General features: G+C 40.2%; 23 protein-coding genes and 2 pseudogenes. 6 read left to right on the top strand and 19 right to left on the bottom strand.

The genetic code is table 11. The features are described from left to right. Positions 1-199: pseudogene (locus ACFIMA_RS08305) on the bottom strand (hypothetical protein); the annotation flags it as partial. Here ACFIMA_RS08305 and ACFIMA_RS08300 point away from each other — a divergent pair. The 3 genes from ACFIMA_RS08300 to ACFIMA_RS08290 are packed head-to-tail and all read left to right on the top strand — an operon-like array spanning position 126 to position 894. Further along, positions 126-398, top strand: a complete 273-nt coding sequence (locus ACFIMA_RS08300) for a toxin HicA (RefSeq protein WP_012231065.1) — start codon at positions 126-128, stop codon at positions 396-398. The pseudogene ACFIMA_RS08305 and the gene ACFIMA_RS08300 overlap by 74 nt on opposite strands. Next, the gene (locus tag ACFIMA_RS08295; RefSeq protein ID WP_004856761.1) at positions 388-705 is read left to right on the top strand and encodes a type II toxin-antitoxin system HicB family antitoxin; all 318 of its coding nucleotides are present in this window, start codon (positions 388-390) and stop codon (positions 703-705) included. Before ACFIMA_RS08300 ends, ACFIMA_RS08295 begins: the two co-directional genes overlap by 11 nt. Before the next feature lie 42 nt (positions 706-747). After that, positions 748-894, top strand: a complete 147-nt coding sequence (locus tag ACFIMA_RS08290; protein WP_375630421.1) for a CopG family antitoxin — start codon at positions 748-750, stop codon at positions 892-894. 46 nt (positions 895-940) lie between these two features. Here ACFIMA_RS08290 and ACFIMA_RS08285 read toward each other — a convergent pair whose 3' ends face one another. The 11 genes from ACFIMA_RS08285 to ACFIMA_RS08235 all read right to left on the bottom strand — a co-directional run bounded on the left by ACFIMA_RS08285 (position 941) and on the right by ACFIMA_RS08235 (position 9,683). Next, positions 941-1,219, bottom strand: a complete 279-nt coding sequence (locus tag ACFIMA_RS08285; protein WP_375620501.1) for a hypothetical protein — start codon at positions 1,217-1,219, stop codon at positions 941-943. Next, entirely contained in the window at positions 1,216-1,935 is a 720-nt protein-coding gene (locus tag ACFIMA_RS08280) for a Rha family transcriptional regulator (RefSeq protein ID WP_375621874.1), read from the bottom strand. Before ACFIMA_RS08280 ends, ACFIMA_RS08285 begins: the two co-directional genes overlap by 4 nt. Before the next feature lie 314 nt (positions 1,936-2,249). Beyond that, positions 2,250-2,603, bottom strand: coding sequence for a hypothetical protein (locus ACFIMA_RS08275; RefSeq protein WP_375693319.1), 354 nt, complete (start codon positions 2,601-2,603; stop codon positions 2,250-2,252). A 1-nt stretch (position 2,604) separates the two neighbouring features. Next, positions 2,605-3,681 (bottom strand): major capsid protein, encoded by a 1,077-nt coding sequence (locus ACFIMA_RS08270; RefSeq protein ID WP_375641110.1) that lies wholly within the window; start codon positions 3,679-3,681, stop codon positions 2,605-2,607. 12 nt (positions 3,682-3,693) lie between these two features. Beyond that, positions 3,694-4,062: a head decoration protein gene (locus ACFIMA_RS08265; RefSeq protein WP_375613995.1), complete on the bottom strand. Its 369-nt coding sequence runs from the start codon at positions 4,060-4,062 to the stop codon at positions 3,694-3,696. Beyond that, positions 4,059-4,211 (bottom strand): hypothetical protein, encoded by a 153-nt coding sequence (locus tag ACFIMA_RS08260; RefSeq protein WP_246350187.1) that lies wholly within the window; start codon positions 4,209-4,211, stop codon positions 4,059-4,061. Before ACFIMA_RS08260 ends, ACFIMA_RS08265 begins: the two co-directional genes overlap by 4 nt. 110 nt (positions 4,212-4,321) lie before the next feature. Next, positions 4,322-5,392, bottom strand: coding sequence for a S49 family peptidase (locus ACFIMA_RS08255; protein WP_375693320.1), 1,071 nt, complete (start codon positions 5,390-5,392; stop codon positions 4,322-4,324). Next, entirely contained in the window at positions 5,382-6,926 is a 1,545-nt protein-coding gene (locus tag ACFIMA_RS08250; RefSeq protein WP_375693321.1) for a phage portal protein, read from the bottom strand. The genes ACFIMA_RS08255 and ACFIMA_RS08250 overlap by 11 nt, the downstream gene beginning before the upstream one ends. Next, a complete protein-coding gene (locus ACFIMA_RS08245) occupies positions 6,926-7,174 on the bottom strand; it encodes a phage head-tail joining protein (RefSeq protein ID WP_375624120.1) in 249 nt (82 codons plus the stop codon). The genes ACFIMA_RS08250 and ACFIMA_RS08245 overlap by 1 nt, the downstream gene beginning before the upstream one ends. 3 nt (positions 7,175-7,177) lie before the next feature. After that, positions 7,178-9,124 carry a phage terminase large subunit family protein gene (locus tag ACFIMA_RS08240; protein WP_375693322.1) on the bottom strand — a complete coding sequence of 649 codons (1,947 nt, stop codon included), beginning with the start codon at positions 9,122-9,124 and terminating at the stop codon, positions 7,178-7,180. Beyond that, positions 9,114-9,683, bottom strand: coding sequence for a hypothetical protein (locus ACFIMA_RS08235; RefSeq protein WP_375693323.1), 570 nt, complete (start codon positions 9,681-9,683; stop codon positions 9,114-9,116). Before ACFIMA_RS08235 ends, ACFIMA_RS08240 begins: the two co-directional genes overlap by 11 nt. Before the next feature lie 93 nt (positions 9,684-9,776). On the opposite strand from ACFIMA_RS08235, the gene ACFIMA_RS08230 reads away from it, so the two are divergent. Further along, a complete protein-coding gene (locus ACFIMA_RS08230) occupies positions 9,777-10,823 on the top strand; it encodes a Fic family protein (protein ID WP_375668741.1) in 1,047 nt (348 codons plus the stop codon). A gap of 62 nt (positions 10,824-10,885) precedes the next feature. Here the strand turns inward: ACFIMA_RS08230 and ACFIMA_RS08225 are convergent, their stop codons facing one another. The 6 genes and pseudogenes from ACFIMA_RS08225 to ssb all read right to left on the bottom strand — a co-directional run bounded on the left by ACFIMA_RS08225 (position 10,886) and on the right by ssb (position 15,308). Then, positions 10,886-11,416, bottom strand: coding sequence for an antA/AntB antirepressor family protein (locus tag ACFIMA_RS08225; RefSeq protein ID WP_375629830.1), 531 nt, complete (start codon positions 11,414-11,416; stop codon positions 10,886-10,888). Positions 11,417-11,976: 560 nt separating this feature from the next. Continuing rightward, a complete protein-coding gene (locus ACFIMA_RS08220) occupies positions 11,977-12,510 on the bottom strand; it encodes an antA/AntB antirepressor family protein (RefSeq protein ID WP_375693324.1) in 534 nt (177 codons plus the stop codon). 548 nt (positions 12,511-13,058) lie between these two features. Further along, positions 13,059-13,640 (bottom strand): hypothetical protein, encoded by a 582-nt coding sequence (locus ACFIMA_RS08215; RefSeq protein ID WP_375693325.1) that lies wholly within the window; start codon positions 13,638-13,640, stop codon positions 13,059-13,061. Between the two features lie 3 nt (positions 13,641-13,643). Further along, the gene (locus ACFIMA_RS08210; protein ID WP_375693330.1) at positions 13,644-13,964 is read right to left on the bottom strand and encodes a hypothetical protein; all 321 of its coding nucleotides are present in this window, start codon (positions 13,962-13,964) and stop codon (positions 13,644-13,646) included. Positions 13,965-14,292: 328 nt separating this feature from the next. Further along, on the bottom strand, positions 14,293-14,841 hold the full coding sequence (locus ACFIMA_RS08205) for a hypothetical protein (protein WP_375693326.1): 549 nt from the start codon (positions 14,839-14,841) through the stop codon (positions 14,293-14,295). Positions 14,842-14,853: 12 nt separating this feature from the next. Further along, positions 14,854-15,308 (bottom strand): annotated as a pseudogene (gene ssb, locus ACFIMA_RS08200) (single-stranded DNA-binding protein). A gap of 301 nt (positions 15,309-15,609) precedes the next feature. Between ssb and ACFIMA_RS08195 the strand changes: the two are divergent. Continuing rightward, on the top strand, positions 15,610-15,801 hold the full coding sequence (locus ACFIMA_RS08195; RefSeq protein ID WP_375693327.1) for a hypothetical protein: 192 nt from the start codon (positions 15,610-15,612) through the stop codon (positions 15,799-15,801). Positions 15,802-15,868: 67 nt separating this feature from the next. After that, complete coding sequence (locus ACFIMA_RS08190) at positions 15,869-16,297, top strand: type II toxin-antitoxin system HicB family antitoxin (protein ID WP_375693328.1); 429 nt, start codon at positions 15,869-15,871, stop codon at positions 16,295-16,297. Positions 16,298-16,345: 48 nt separating this feature from the next. Here ACFIMA_RS08190 and ACFIMA_RS08185 read toward each other — a convergent pair whose 3' ends face one another. Further along, positions 16,346-16,936: an antA/AntB antirepressor family protein gene (locus tag ACFIMA_RS08185; RefSeq protein ID WP_375693329.1), complete on the bottom strand. Its 591-nt coding sequence runs from the start codon at positions 16,934-16,936 to the stop codon at positions 16,346-16,348. Positions 16,937-17,381 lie beyond the last annotated feature (445 nt).

Below are 17,381 nucleotides of genomic sequence, written 5' to 3'. Positions count from 1 at the left end.
CATTGTCACCAGCTGCCGTCTTTGCTGCCTTTATCAAAGCAACAAAGCTTTCCCTTATCGTTTCTCTCGGATGCATGAGTGTTCCTGTCCAATTAAGTGTATAAAATGATTGACTAGGATTAATAATGATACTATTATTGGTTATGAGCAATAAAGTTGAAAAAATAATCAGCTTGATGAAAGCATCACCAAAGAACATCAAGTTTTCAGATTTGTTGGCTGTATGTGTCTATTTCTTTGGAGAACCTCGGAACAATGGTACAAGCCACTTTGTTTTTAAAACACCGTGGCTTGGTGATCCTCGTGTAAATATTCAAAAAGATTCTGGTAACAAAGCAAAAGCTTATCAAGTCAAACAAGTCTTACAAGCGATAGAAAGGATGAAACATGAACAATAATCATTATACATATCGTGTTTTGTGGTCGCAAGAAGATGAGGAATATGTCGGATTGTGTGCAGAATTCCCATCCCTTTCATGGTTAGATGCTCAAGCAGAGAAAGCTTTAAAAGGTATTATGGACCTTGTTTCAGAAGTTGTTGAGGACATGCAACATAATGGAGAAGAAGTTCCTGTGCCTTTGTCACATGGTAAATACAGTGGTAAGTTTCAATTAAGAATACCACCAGAACTCCATAGAAAACTTGCAATACAAGCCGCTGAAAATGGTGTGAGTTTAAACAGATACATTTCCTCTAAACTTTGAATCTTTTAAAAGTCTATACGTACTAAAAGAAAATTAATTCTTATGAAACCCTCTAAATTAAAACAAATACCCGTTTTTAAGACGGATAAAGAAGCAGAAAACTTTGTTGATACTGCCGATCTTACAGATTATGACTTAACTGATTTTAAATCCGTTCATTTTGAGTTCTTACCTAAAGAAGTCTCTTGACTACCTCCCCACCTTTAACGATAGGGAGGGGAGTTTTGTTTTTAAGTTAAGCAACCTTTTTAATGGGGTTGTCTAAATTTGGTTCATAAGTTCGCAACAAAGAATCCATACGATGTGGAAGTTCTGAAGCTCCAAAATCTGTCAAAATTGCCAAGATTTTTGTAATATTGGGCACGTCATCTTGAAGCTTTAAAACTAGAACATTTTCTATTGCATTCATAGTTTGAACCAGAGCACTACAATCTTTGTCGCTCACATTTTCATCATTAGAAAATTGAGATAATGCCATCCACAAATCGCATAAGAAGTTGGTATCTATTTTCATTGCACACCCCCAAAGATTTGTTCTCTCAAACATGCCAATCCTCTAGATGTGATTTTCGTTGAAGGCAGCACCTTTTCTGTTCCATCTGGTCTTTGAATGGTGATAGCAGGGCAATCCATGAATCCTTTCTTGATCTTATCCTGATAAGGTAACAATGGCGCTCCTGGAGCACGCCGATAGACCCAATCATGTTTACGCAAGTAATCGGTTAAATCTTTTGGTCGCACTTCAAGCATCTTCGCTGCTTCGATAAGACCGAACAAACCATCAGAACGCTTTAAACCTTCCAAAGCCTCTGCTTTTGGAGCTAATTCGGCAATGGTATTATCCTTTTGCTTGATTTGACTTTGTAAGTGATTCAAGACACCAAGTAATGCTTCGGGTTTGGAATAATCAACTTGTGGTGTGGCTACCTGCTTTTCCAATTCTTGCCAACGGTCAATGATTTTAGCACGTAAAGCAGTACTGTAACCAGATACGAGAATTAAACATTCGCGCTTGGGTAAATTATAACAAGGGCGTGTTTTTCCTTGTTCATCAATATAACTGCTTAAAAACTTAGCCGGCTCAAATTTGAGCTCGCTAAATATTTGTTTAATGTCTCGCATAACATTTTTATGCTTCTTACTACATACTCCCGCAATTTCAATGCTAGACATAGTCTGAGTGGTAGCACCATTAGTAGCACTTCCTTTAATTTCTATAAGAGTGTTCATGCGAACTCCTTATCGTTAGATGTTTTTCATTGACACTCTAAAGAGAGTGCCGGGCGCTGAAAAACACGGCGATAAGTCCGTCGTTACACTTTCCCCGCAAAGGTATTGTATAGTGTAACCACACCCGACAAAACCACTATATGCTACAAAGCATGTGATGAGTCAAAGTTTTTAAATTTCGGCGGGAAGAGATTATTTCGGTAATCCATCCGCTTATCGTTCGGTGTTTTTCAGGCACCTAGTTCAACAATAGACACATTGTTGCCATATTGTCAAGGGGTGACTTTACCTTTTTAAAATAAATAAGCGTATCTTTACTTTATCTCCCGCAAGATAAGCTTATACATACCGGATTCAGAGGCTTGGACATCTGTAACAGTGAAGTGTTCTTGAGAAGAGGGGGCTTTGTTGTTTTCAGGAGAGAGGACCACAACACTATCTTGAGGTTTTGGTGGTATTCCCCCGATGTCATTGATACAAAGATCAAGTTCCTTTCTTGCAATTGTGGTAGGGATTCTGCCACCGGCGTCCGATTCTGAATGCTTAATGGTGTAAATCGCTGTGATACGAAAAGATTGCTGGTTGTCTTTTCGCGTGTAGATGATGGGCTGCCCAAAAGTGTTGCGCACATCTTTAACCATTTGGTTTAGCAGCCCGTTCCACCGCATGTTATTTCGCTCCAATCACTGCTTTAAACAGCATTTCAGGGCGTGTGCAAATGTAAAGCGGATAGCTATACACTTCAGGTTTTACCCATGCATTACGGTCGTGGTCGACGATAAGCATCGTGTAGAGAGGTCTTCCAACCGTGTTGGCAAAATCCAAGCTTTCACCAGGAGCAAAGGTTTTTTGGAAGACACCAGGCGCATCAACAGGAAAGAATTGACATTCATCCGGCTTAATGCCTATGGCGCGCTTTGTTCCAGCCTTCGCACTTACATTATAGTTGTGGATACTCCGATAATTAATGAAAGTCACACCCGCAAAGTCAAAACTACCAAAGCTCCCAGAGCCAATCGAACTTGGTGTTGCAACACCTCCGGCGCTATTGAGTGTCTGTGCTAAGGCTGTGTTTAAATAGGTCTCACGAATTGTTTTATGGTTTTTCAATTTGGAAAAGAATTCATTTCCACAAAGCCCAATAATCCGTGAACGATCAGAAAACGCTCCTTTTGAAGCTTCAATCATCCTCATAATGACTTGATCAACATGGTCAGCAACATTGGTTGTTTCTGTATTTAGTTTAAAATCAATCGGTTTTGGTGGTGCGATTTCCCATTCCTTGTACCAATCGACAATAACAGAGCCATCGGCATCAAGAACCACCCCTTGAACAGCGCCAAGTTGCATATTTTCCCATGTCAATTCTATTTCAGAAATCAGTTTCTTTTGTTTTCTGGCAATATATTTCATTGCTGTCTCTAACTGATCTTCTGTCCCAAATTCACGACGGTTTTGGATTTCTTCTGATTTCACGGTATCACTTTTGGCAATCCGTGTTGTTTTGAAAAACCGAAGATTACGACCCTCTCTATCACCTTCTGCCAAAGGTGCGCCACGTTCACTGGTTTGAATAAGCGAAAATGTATTATCACGCCGTTCAATACCAACCACCGTGGTACTGGTTTCAACTTCTTCAAAAAGATTAAGAGAACTTACAAGACCAGGTTGAAACTCATAGTTTTCGATGGCTTTCATCATTGTGATGCTTGAGAAAGCATCATGTTTAAAAAAATTCATGTCCATGTGTGCATTCTCCTATCGCAATAGAATGTTGTTATGGTCTTCTAAAGACTGAATGGCTGCTTTCTTTTGCTCATCCGTGATGGCATCTGGCCATAGCAGTTCAGAAGCTTTTACAGTGCATAAGCGTGCTGTAATTACGGCACGTTGATCTGCTTCTGTTGCGTCAATAGTGGCAAAAGAAATCCCTGCCGGTGTTTGACTGCCATCTGATGCTGCTGGATTAAGGGGGACATAGTGTTCCGTTGCGGTTATCTTTCCCATGACAGTTCCAGCTTCAATGAATGCTCCTGATGCAAACAGCACTTCTTCATTTGACATATCGGGGTCGTAGGGTCCAAGATAAGCGCCATTGCGTACGTCGTCATAAATAATATTCGTCATTTCACTGCCCTCCAAGCTGCTTCCCATTTTGCATAAATCTTTGCCTTGCTCGTCCCATCACTATGAGGCGTATAAGGCGAGACTTTTAAAGACGCGCTTTGAGAGCTAGCAGCCGTCAACACACACTGGCGTGCTTTCTCGACACTCATACCGTTTTGAATAGCTTTTGCTGCGTCAAAAGAAACGCCTAAGTGCTTTGCTTGCCTTTCAAGGGTTGTTAGTGCTTTTGCGCGCTTTCTTTCTTTTTCAAGAGCAGCTTTTATGTTTTCCTGCTTGTCCTCATTGTCTTCATCTTCATCTTCGTTTTCTTCGTCGTCAAAGATTTCGGCGTTTTTGTCGATGTCACTATCGTCTTCGTCCTCTTCCTCGTCATTGATGATGTCGACGATCTTTTCGTCATCCTCTTCTTCAGCGCGGTATTGTGTGCGTGCCATGTGTTTTGTCCTTCTTTTTCTGTTGATGTTGGGTTTTGTGATATGGAATCCGTTAAGGCTTCCAAAGCTTGCGCAAGGGTGCCCTGCGCATCTGCTAATCCAAGCGTGATCGCTTGGGTGCCTATAAAAGTTTCTGCTTTTGTGTCACGAATTGCAGCAGCATTTAAGCGTCTGTTTTGCGCCACCAAATCGACAAACATCTCGTAGAGCAGGGCGCAATCGGCTTGCATTTTTATCTGTGCTGTATCGCTCAAGGGTTCATGAGGGTTGCCATGGGTTTTGTGATCACCTTCAAAGACAAAGGTCCATTTATGCCCGTGTTTTTCATCTGCACGGGACTGGTCAAGATGGGCACAAACAACCCCAATCGAGCCCACAACCCCTGTGCGAGCAACCCATATTTGAGAAGCAGAACAAGCAATGGCATAAGCTGCAGAACAGGCAAACTCATTGGCATGTGCCCAAATGGGCTTGTCGTATTGTTTTGAGAGTGTTTGAAACTCTTCAACCAAATCAAACACACCACCGGCTTCTCCACCGCCGCTGTCAATATCAAATAAAACAGCGCGAACATCATGTTGTGCAATGGCTTCACGAAAAGAAGCCCTTAAACCTTCATAAGAGGTTAGCCCCGATAAAGCCCCAAGCCATGCACCGCGACGCACAAGCGTGCCATGAACCGGTAGGATAGCAACATTGTTTTGTACTACATAAGTTTCAGGGGGTCTTAAAGCCGTTGTATCCCCTTGCGCAAAAGCCCCAATGGGAAACTTTTCTCCCTCAAAAAGGCGTGGTGCAAGAGCATTCAAAATGATATCAAGCTTTGTCGAGGCAAGCATATGAGGAACCCCAAAAAGCCGTGATGCCAAAAACGGCATGTCGAGATTATTCACCATTTTTATGTGCCTCACTGCCTTGGTTACTTTCATAAGTCTCAGAAGGTTCTGAATCTGCTGTATCAATCACTTGATTTTCACCAGAAGGCGCTGCCATATCCGTGTCAAAAGATAAGCCGCGCGCACGAGCGTCTGTGTGCTCTTCTTGCAGTTCGGCATGAATGCTGTCGATATCAAAGCCACGCTCGGCAAGTGCCATGCGTCGTGTTTTCAAGCCTGCACGGATTTCTTCTTTTTCCGCTGAGATATCCTTGTTTGGATCAATCATTTCAAGCGGGGGTGCAAAGCTTTCACATTGAAGCCATGGCAAGGAATTTTCTTCCCACCCTGGCAAATTGACACATCCAGAAAGCACTGCCATTTCAACAAAACGCTCCCAAACAATGCGGTTAAACTGAAAGGCAATAATATGTTCACGCCATTGTTTAACATGACGTCTAAACTGAATGATGGAGGTACGCACATTTGAAAAATTGCCGCGCGTAACGTCCCCTGTCACAACGGCATAAGGCATATTAAGTGCTGCACAAATTTTCAAGATATTGCGAAATTGAAAAGCCTCATAAGAACCTCCAACCTCAACAGGATTTGAGAATGTAACTTCTTTATTCTCTCCTAAATAAAGAGATGCACCGGGCGCAATGACAGGTGCTTTGTATTCTTCTTCAACGTTGTTTTTATCACGATTATCGGATAATTTTTCGACGTTTGGTGAATTGTCCTTGACAAACGCCGCGAAAAGAGCCGCCGTCCTTTTTCTATCGAGTTCTGCGTCGTCATAGGATTCGAGTTGAAAGATCTTTGTCATACAGCGCGTTATTTTGGGAGAACCGCGCAATTGTCCGGCAATACGGCGCTCTTTGATGTGAAGGATCATTTCAGCGGGGACACGTATGCGTTCTTGACTCTTAAATGCTATGTTGGAAGGAGAAGCATCATAGGGGTGATGTTCCCAGAAATGATAAGCAACACGCTTACCACTGGCATTAAATTCAATTCCCATACGAATGTAATTGCCTTCAATCTCAGCCGGTCCATTGTAGGAAAGGTCCAACATTTCCGTGGGATAAACTTGCAACTGAAGAGGCACACCAGAGCGCCCGTAGAGATCAACATAATGCAATCTTACAAAGCACTCTCCGGTTAAAAATACTTCTCGTGCAATGGTTGCTTGCAGCCCATAAAAGCTGGTATCTTCATCATAATCGGCTTCATCAACCCATTGCCACCATAAGTCTAAAAGCTTTTTCTTTTCTTCTTGAAAGCCTTCAATACGAGGATAAGGTTTAATCCCATCACTTACAGCCGCAGAGACCCATTCCTCCGTTGCAGAACCATAAAGAGCTTCATTGTCATAAAGCCATCTTGAACGGGCAACAATGGTATCACCGCATTCTTCAATCGCTTTATTAATATGTTTTTTGGCGGGGTCAAAACCACCCATGCGACGGCTTTTACTTGCAGCTTCAAAATGGGGATTGTGTTGACGAGAAATTTTAAAAAAGCCTGTGAGTTTATTGAAAAAACCAGCCATTAATAGCCTCGTGATATATTAAAATAGAAAACGCGTGAACGCTTGCGCCCTTCAAGGTTGGCTATTTGTGTGTTCAGCATCTCAAGCGCTCTGCGCAGTTCCTCAACAGAGCGGTTGCTTACTTGCTTATCGCCATGGCGTACCGATTGTGCACCTGAATAAAGAGCCTCTTCAATTTGTTCACGCCGCCTTTTTAAACTTTCCAGTCTGTCAATTTTGCTGTTAATTGGTTCTAAAGTTTCATCCATAAATTACCTCCAATCCCCTTGCATATAAGGATTCATCACCGTTCTGGATTGTTTCCTTTGAGGTTGTGCTGTCTGAGATCTTCTTGGAGAAGGAGAGGGGGCATGTCTTGGTGTTGGCTGCTCTAAAGAGCCCTCAATTTTAAGTTTTTCCAAACGCTCTTCTAAGATATCGACTTCTCGATTAAGGTTTATTCCTGCCGAAATTAGACCTTGTAAAGCAGCATAAGCATAGACCCTACAGTCCAAGGCTTCATTTCTTGCCTTTTCGCTTTTTTGCCATTCAATGCGCTTGAAGCCTTTAAAATATTTGATGACTTTTCTTTCAGCGGTTAGCTGATCAAAATATTCCCGATCAAGGTTTTTGTGAAAGTGTGTTGCACCAGCCCCCGTTGCTTCAGGTCCCGATTTTTTAAATCGTGCCGTGATAATATCTTTCGCGGCATCAACCCCAACAATATAAAGATTAATCTGTCCTTTATTGTTTTTGCTTGGTCGGCGTGGCCATACCGCACGCCATCCCGCTTGCCCCTTAATGCCCCAGATACGCCGCCCCTCACGCGGGCGTACATAATTATAAACCGCCTGTGTATGTCCACCACCGGTATCAATACAAGCAGCTGTTATCCTAATTCCCTCTTTATAGCCTGGATGCGGCCAACGTTTTGCAAGATATTCATCCAATTGGTCCCATACTTCAAAAGAAGAGGGATCACCAAGGATCACTTGATAATCAATATGCCAACTTTCTTCACTACGCCCCCATCCCACCACTTCAAGTTCCAAGCGGTCATTTTGCACATCAATACCCGCTGTCAACAACACGGCTTGTTCTGGTGCCAATGGATAATCTTCACGTTTTGCATAGAGGCTATCAGGATCAACAACTTCGCCTGTTCTGTCTTCCCATGGCTCTCCAAGCACTGTGTTAATAAAAACTTGCAAAAGAGCAGGGTCTTCTTTGGCTCTTAAAAATTCGCGCGCACAATCGCCCCAAGTCAGCCATGGCGAATAAAGCGCTGAAATATGGTAAGAACGCAGACGAGGCTTACTTGACTCCTGTGTTGCGATCCAGCAAGCACCGTTTTCTTCTGCCATTAAGGTGGACTTACGATGTTCGGCATGTTCATGACCACAATGCGCACAAACAAAAACAGCTTTTTCGGGAGCCCCTTTCGGCCATTTGATTTGTGACCAAACAATGGGCTGGAGTGTACCACATGCATCACAAGGCACGTTGTAATATCGCTGGTCTCCTAGCACAAAATCCTTGGCGATACGGCTTGTGTCACGGTGTGTCGGCGTGGACAATTTAAAAATTTTACGTTGAATAAAAGCAGAGGTTCGTTTTTCAGCAATTGTTACAGGATCGCCTTCATTATCGACATTCAATGGGTAAGCATCGACTTCATCCAAAACCAAATAGCGAATAGGAGAAGAACGCAATCCAGCAGCACTATTTGCTCCTGTAATCATCAATGTTCCCCCATAAAATTCCTTTGAAAACATTGTATTTCCACTGGCTCGTGCACGAGCAGGAGCAATGCGTTCACTTAAAGCAGGGCTAGCTGAAATCATCGGATCAAGACGAGACTTTGACAGTTTCTTAGCGGTCTCAACTGTCGGCATCACATAAAGGGCAGGTCCTGGACTATGATGAATGGCATAACCACAAAAGTTCAATGCTGCTTCCGACATTCCAATCTGAGCCCCCTTCATCACAACCGTTGTTTCAGTCGGATCATAAACAGAAAGATTATCCATGATCTCTCGTAAATAGGGGGTACGTATAGTCCTCCATAATCCAGGCTCAGCACTTGTAACTGTGCTCAAATAACGATTTTTATCAGCCCACTGGGAAACAGTATAAGGCGGGTCAGGACGGCGTCCTTCATTCGCATAGCAAAAAAAGAGCCCAGCATCAGAGGACGAGGGCGAAGCATCACTTATCATGTTCTGGATTCTCTTCTAAAATGTTGGGATCGTGAAAAGAAACAGGGACGACATTTTCCACTAAAGCTTTGCGCATATGATGATCGATAGCTCCAATAAGGCTCGCAGCATCACATCCAACTTGTGCAGCAATGCTTGCACCAAAACGATGAGGAAAATTCAACATAGCATCACGGTGCGCTCTTCCAAAGTTCCATGCTTCTTTTCTCACTTCTTCACGATCAACAGTTGTTTCGCGTAACTTTTCCAGAGCAATCTTTTCTTTTGCTAGCGCAACTTGCATTCGCTCCAGTTTTATCTTGTATTCATTGGCTCCATCTGTAGAGGCTTGTTTGATCTTTGTCCGCGGTTGACCATCAGGCGCTAAAAATGGAGCAGGGCGCTTTGTTGGATTCTCATTCCAGATAGCTGTTGCAAGCGCTTCATTGACAGAACCATCTTCAAAAAGAGCCGCATCAAATTTACCTGTCTTTATCCGAGAAACCACCGCATTATGTGAAACACCCATCTTCTTCGCAAACGCACGAACCGATAGACCCTTACGATTCTTCTTATTCATAGTTGCTCCTTGCTTTTTCTCTGCCATAAGAAGTAAGAGTTTACGGTGTTACGAATGATTGACAATCGGGTATAATCGGGTATATATTCCGGTATGAAAACAGATACACTCCAAATTACACAAGAATTGTTGGCTCTCATTGCTGAAATTGATGAGTTCAAAGGGGCATGGCGCGCCCTTGGTACTCTTGCACCTGAGCGATTGAACGCTCTTCGTCATATTGCTACTGTTGAAAGTATTGGATCTTCCACACGCATTGAAGGGAGTAAGTTAACAGACCGCGAAATCGAACAGCTTTTGGTAAACTTAGAAATTAAACGTTTCAAGAGTCGTGATGAACAAGAAGTTATCGGTTATGCCAAGGTTATGGAAACAATCTTTCAATCTTGGAGTGATATTTCTATTACTGAAAATCATATTAAACAACTTCATCGTGATCTTTTGTGTAATAGTGAGAAAGATCAACGACATCGAGGTGAATATAAGACTTTACGCAATGATGTAGCAGCATTTAATTCTCAAGGGAAAATGGTTGGCATTGTTTTTGAAACAGCTACACCATTTGATACACCATACCGAATGCAAGAGCTTATTACTTGGTTCAATAAAACCAATGAATTAAAGGATCTTCATCCTTTACTTACGATTGGTATTTTTAATGTAACATTTTTAGCTATTCATCCTTTTCAAGATGGAAATGGACGTTTAAGCCGTATCTTAACCACCCTTCTTTTGTTACAAAAAGGTTATGTTTATGTACCATATTCATCACTTGAAAGCATTATTGAGAATAATAAAGAAAGCTATTACTTAGCTTTAAATCAAACTCAAAAAACAATTTATACTAAAACACCCAATTGGGAGCCTTGGATACTCTTTTTTTTACGTGCTCTACAAAAACAAAAACGCCAATTAGAAATAAAAATAGAGAGTGAAAAAAATGCTCTTTTTTCCTTATCTGAATTGGCTCTTAATATTCTTGATTATGTGCGTAATCACGGACGTGTTACAACCCGCGATATGGTGCGTGAGGTTGGTGCAAGCGCTAATACACTTAAAGTAACTTTTACATCATTAGTTGAAAAAGGTCTTTTGATACGTCATGGTGGTGGACGATCAACTTGGTATAGTGCACCTTAATTTTATTACCTTCTTAACCACCTCCCCATTGTTGAGAACGGGGAGGGGAGATGTGTCTTAAGCTAAGCAGCTTTCACGACAGATCTTTCTAAGACTTGTTTTGCTTCTTTGATTAAAGCTTTATAATGTTTGCTTTCTTCTACCAATGTAAAGGCTTTGACAAGATGCATATGGAGAGGTCCATAAATGTAAACAGCCTTTTTAGTTGGAGACATTTTATCCCAATCTTTTGGGAAAGCAAAACGTATATCATCACAATAATCAACAGATTGGCTTTTTAGTTTCTTTTCACACTCAATAAAGTAACGACGAGCCTGTCGTCCTTTCTCATTGCGTTCAACCATGGAAAGCTCTTTCGCCATGTCTAAAGTGAGATGGTATTCTTTACTTATAACATTTTTACGTTTCTCATTTTTGAGAAACGTAAAACCATAATCTTGATTTTCCAAAAATCCATATTCTTTAATACGGCGTACAATCCAATCTGCAAATTTAGAGTTGACTTCTAAGAACATATATAATTCACGTGCGTTAACAGTTTGAACAGTTTCTTGTCCAATCATTTGTTCTTTAATTTCTATGAGAGTGTTCATGATGAACTCCTATTGGTTAGAGGTTTCTTATTGACATTCCAGAAGAATGCCGGGCGCTAAGAAACACGGCCAATAGTCCGTCGTTACGCTTTCCCCATAAAGAGTATTGTATAGCGTAACCACACCCGACAAGATCTTTATACGCTACAGCATATAATGAGTCAAAATCTTTAATGCTCAGAAGATAGATTGTTTCGGCAATCCATCCGCTATTGGTTTAAGGTGTTTCTTAGGCACCTAATTCGAAAATATATATTAACGCAACAATGTCAAGAATAAAAATAATTTTTATCTAAAAATAATCGCGTACTGTACAGACACACACTAAAACAATTATTTATCAATGTGTTATGTGTATAATGTACAGTCAATTTGAAAATTCTGTCGCTAGCGATAGTTCGCGCTCGTCCGCCCCGCAACAGACCTAACCCGCTGGGAAGTACCTTTTGCATTGATTTTATTGTATTTTTTCTGGAATAGGAGAGGCATAATTGGCAATCTTCTTTAAATTAATATCCTCCCCACTCTGAAAGCAGGGAAGATGAGATCATATTTTAAATCTAAGCGGCTTTCGTAACAGATTTTGCTAGAACCTGTTTTGCTTCCTTAATGAGAGCTTTGTATTTTCTGTTTTCTTCATCTACTCTGAAGGCATCAAGAAGACGAACATGAATTGGACCCAGAAGATACAAAACTTTTTCGCCAGCGTTCATACCTTCCCAATAGCTTGGCAAATCAAAGCGTGTATCACGATCATAATCAACAGATTGGTTTCTTAGTTTTTTCTCACATTCAATGAAGTAACGGCGTGCTTGACGTCCTTTCTCATTGCGTTCCACCATTGAGAGCTCTTTCGCCATGTCTAAAGTGATGTGATATTCTGTACTTGGACGACCGCCTTGGAGGTTTTCGCCAAAATTGGCGAAAACTATATAATCCTGATTTTTGAGAAAGCTGTATTTGTTAATACGGTCTTTAATCCAATTGGAAAAGTCTCGTTTTACTTCCAAAAACACATGTAATTCACGCGCATTAACGGTTTGAATAATTTCTTGTCCAACAGCTTGTTCTGATATTTTAATTAGAGTGTTCATCTTATTAGTCCTTTGTTTTATAAGTTAAAGTATCCAGGGCTAAAACAACCGAACTAATACAGCCCTTCGTATCTTTAGGTTACCCTTGGACATACACACGAAGACCCTGGACAAAATTTCTTATGATGGGCAACAGATCTTTCGGGATACTGTTGAACCGATTAGTTACGAGGTGTTTTAAGCCTGCTAATCAGACTATAGCTGTTCACAGAAACTGTCAATTATTTTTTGAAAAATCCTAAAAGTCCTAAAAGTAATAACACTCAACAAAGAATGCCGGGTGCTAACAAACACGGCAACTAGCCCGTCGTTATGCTTTCCCCGTGAAGGTATTTTATAGCATAACCACACCCGACGAAATCATTATATGCGTCTAACATACAATGAGTCAAAGCTTTTAATATGCGGAAAATTAGTTATTTCGGTAACCAATCCGCTAGTTGTTTTAAGGTGTTTGTTAGGCACCTGATTTAACGATATACGTTTTCCGTGAATCTTGTCAAGAAAGAAAATCTCAGTGTATAGCAAACATAGCTTGAGAACATGATCTAGCCTTTCTTATTGGCGGCATATTCTTGACGAGCAAGTTGGTATTGTATGTTGGCAATTAATCTCTCATTGGCATATTGTGCAATAGCACTTGTAATCTCTGGCTTTGACATCACCCTAGCAATTGAGGGTTCCTCTTGTTTTGCAATGGGGAATTGATCTCCATCCGCTCTTTGAAATACATTACCATTCAGCTTTTTTAATTCAACACGCTTTGGAAAACTGCCTCCCTTGATAAAACCATGGGGTAAGATTTCTTTCTTTCCAAACAGTGTGTAAGTTACGCCGCGTTTTGTTTCGTTTACTTTAAAAAATTTAAGAGGTATTGGTGTTCCAGAACCAATGATATCTGTCTCAAGAAACCTTGCTGTCGCCTTTTCTTTAATATAAACACCTCTTCTTATACGCTTTATTTGGGCTGATGAGATGTCTGCAACTTGCTTTTCAGTAAAGCGTTCAACTTGTTTTGCTGCAGTGTTTAGAGCATTACGCAGAGCCCAATTAAGGCGTGGTGCTTGAAGACTGGTGAAGGTATCCTTCACCTGTTGAAGATACCATTTTTGGTGGATGATTAACTTCAACTTCTAAGCCTTTTTGGGGGTAGATGTTGATGACTTAGAAGCTTTAGATGCTTTTGGCTGTTCGAGTGGAATTTCCTCTGTCACTGGTTCAGACGATGTTTGTACGGCTTCTTGTTCTATCTGTTTAATTTGTTCAATTGCCTTATCTGTTTTTGCTGTTGTCTTGACGTCAACAAAAAGTTTTGCAGCATTGGCGCGCTTGAGACGTGCGTAGACTTGATTAGAAACTTCAACAAATGGATTATTGGGTGTTGATGGTTCAAAGCGAACAGTGCTTTTATTGTCTCCAACAACACACATTGGCTTAGTGATGACAGCTTTCATCATTGCTCCTTTTGCGTCATAATTAATGACATCATTAGTCAATTATTGATTTTTGTTATTTGAAAAATAGATTAGTCAGAATTACCCAGAAAACAGGGCTTTCTAGCCACGTTTCAAGATCACATTTTACTAAATTTTTAGAGGATATTTTTGAATTTTGGACGCAATTCGACCAGTACAGCAGCGTCATTAAATACGACTTTTCACATATTGTCAACAAAAAAATCAATATATTGTGTTTTTTTTTATTTTTTTACCTAAATATGCTGCTTTACAAACAAATGATGCAAATATTCCGTTCCCAAAAATCGTTTATACGTTAAAGCATTTACCATTTATTTTTTGGATAAAAATACTTCTGGAGAGCATTTAGAGCAATACGCAAAGAACTAACAAGATGTGGTAATGTTTGGTTTTCTATAACAAGATGTTGTATCGCGGCATAAAGATTATACTGTCTATAGAGGTGTTGTGCTTCTTTGATAACCTCTTTCGTCTCTTCATAACAATGAGTTGCTCTTTCAATCCACCGTTTTTGTGCCTCCTCATTTGATGAAGGAGTAAAGTTATCATAAATTGCATTAGGCAATTCTTTTGCACATAGATAATTGTTTTTCACTTCAAGATATTTTTGCGCAGCATCATATTGGTCTTGATTTATTTCGCCTTGCAAATAAAGCCGCCCGATATAGGTGCCGGAAAGTGGATTTTTAGCCTCTTCTATGGTCAAGCCAAAGCGTTTGGCACGCATTTCAATTGCCAATTTATCCATGGGTTCATGCGGTGTTTTTGCTCGTGAGATGCGTCCATTTGGTTCTCTGATACATCCTTTAATCCGTGGACGACCACGTTTTGCACGTTTTTTTCTTTTTGTCATATTTTTTTTCAATCAGAATGGTATGCTATCATTATTAATGAGTGCACTATGATCAGCAGCCCCTGAAGCGATAGCATAATTTTGAGAAGTAATAGGTGAAGGGGTAGGGGATGCCGATTGATCTTTCTTTGCATCAAGCAAATACAATTCCCCTTTGAATTGTGGTAAGACAATCTCTGTTGTGTAACGGTCATGCCCATTTTTATCTTGCCATTTGCGTGTCTGTAATTTTCCTTCTATGTAAACCTTTGAACCTTTGTTTAGATATTGAAGTGCAATTTTTGCTAAATGCGGATTAAAAATCACCACGGAATGCCATTCTGTTTTCTCTACTTTTTGATTGGTTTTTTATCTGTATAGCTCTCAGAAGTCGCTATACTAAAATTGACTATTTCTGCTCCAGAATTCATTGTTTTGCTTTCGGGATTAGCACCAAGGCGCCCGATTAACGTCACTTTATTTAGCATATTTGTAGCCCCATTAGATTAGCAATTTATACATAAAAAAATCTTAGCATAATTTGCATATTTATACAATTATTTCAGTTTATTAATAACAGTTTTTTAAGTATTACATTATAATATTATTTGACAAATCATGCATCAAAAAACCATGTCACACAAATGGCACGGCTTTCTTATTTCTACTTTTAACTTTTCAATAAATATTCTTTCATTAAGAGTCTGTATCAAACTTTTTTGTTCGATTTATTGTTGATTATCGAACCTTTTTGTGCGATATTCATTTTATGCAGAAAGGGGAGGCTAAATGAAACGAGAAGCACTGCTTAGGGAATTACGTAAAGAAGCCAGAAAAAGAGGCATTCATTACAGTGAAGCTCCTGATGCAGGTAAAGGGTCACATTATTTGGTAACTTTTGGAGACAAGACAACCGTTATAAAATCTGGTGAATTGACCCCACTTTACGTGAAAATGATAAAAAAGCAGTTGGGGGTATGAGTTATTCTCTCAACAGCTTTAAATTTTCGTTTCAAAAGCATTTCGATTATGGCGAGGAGACCTAAACATGGAATACACTTATCAAGCAAAACTGGAATCTGATCCAGATGGTGGTTTTATTGTAACCTTTCCAGATGTACCAGAAGCAATAACAGCTGGAGAAAATAGAGCAGAGGCATTAGAGAATGCTGTTGAAGCTTTAGGGTTAGCATTACGGAGCTATCCTATGCGCGGTTTACCTTTACCAGTACCACAGCAATATAAAGGTCTTGTAAAGGTCACGGTAGATGCTTGGAATGCTCTTAAACTTGCAGTGGTAGAAGCCTTTAATGAAGCGAATATCACAAAAACAGAATTGGCTAATCGTTTGGGTAAAAAAGAAACAGAAGCAAGACGCATTCTTGATCCCAATTATCCAACTAAGCTTCAAACATTAGAGCAAGCATTGAGCGTTCTTGGCAAGCAAGTCGTTATTACAATCAAAAACGCGGCGTGAAATATCCTCTCCACTCTGAAAGTGGAGAAGATGAGATCATATTTTAAACTAAGCAGCTTTTACGACAGATCTTGCTAGAACCTGTTTTGCTTCTTTAATAAGAGCTTTGTATTTTCTGTTTTCTTCATCTACTCTGAAGGCATCAAGAAGACGCATATGAATTGGACCTAAAAGATATAAAACTTTTTCGCCAGCGTTCATACCTTCCCAATAGCTTGGCAAATCAAAGCGCGTATCATTATCATAATTAACAGATTGGCTTTTTAGTTTCTTCTCACACTCAATAAAATAACGGCGTGCTTGACGTCCTTTCTCGTTACGTTCAACCATGGAAAGCTCTTTTGCCATGTCTAGGGTGAGATGATATTCTGTACTTGGACGACCGCCTTTAGGTTTCGGTAAATTTTTACCGAAACTCACAAAGCCTTGATTTTCTTGAGAGGCATTAGGTTTCGCTAAAATTTTAGCGAAACTTATAAAGTCCTTATTTTCTAGGAAACCATACTCCTCAATGCGATTTTTTATCCAATTTCTAAATTCGGATTTTACTTCTAAAAACGTATGCAACTCACGCGCATTTACTGCTTGAACTGTTTCTTGATCAATCGTTTGTTCTGTAATTTTAATGAGAGTGTTCATAATGAACTCCTTATCGTTAGAGGTTTTCTATTGACATCTGAAGAGGATGCCGGGTGCTAGAAAACACGGCGATAAGTCCGTCGTTACGCTTTCCTCGTAAGAGTATTGTATAGCGTAACCACACCCGACAATGCCATTATATGCTTGTAGCATACAACGAGTCAAAGTTTTTAATTGGCGGTGAAGAGACTGTTTCGGCAATCCATCCGCTTATCGTCAAGGTGTTTTCTAGGCACCTGATTCGAAGATATACATTACAGAAATAATGTCAAGCGGCTTCCGATAGTTTTTTGATCTCTTTATTGATCTCGTCTATAAGAGGTTCGTAATTGAGAATGCTTTTCGGAATACCACCACCGTAAACCCATGCTTTCACTTGCGCTTTGGTACTAAAATCCGCATTTTCTGGTGTGGTATAATACTGTCCGCCATCAAACTTTTCACA

The organism is Bartonella sp. AP88HLJMH, from assembly GCF_042195605.1.
Classification (GTDB): Bacteria; Pseudomonadota; Alphaproteobacteria; order Rhizobiales; family Rhizobiaceae; genus Bartonella.
The sequence above is the reverse complement of the archived record's forward strand: the minus strand, read 5'-3'. Positions and strand labels throughout refer to the sequence as shown.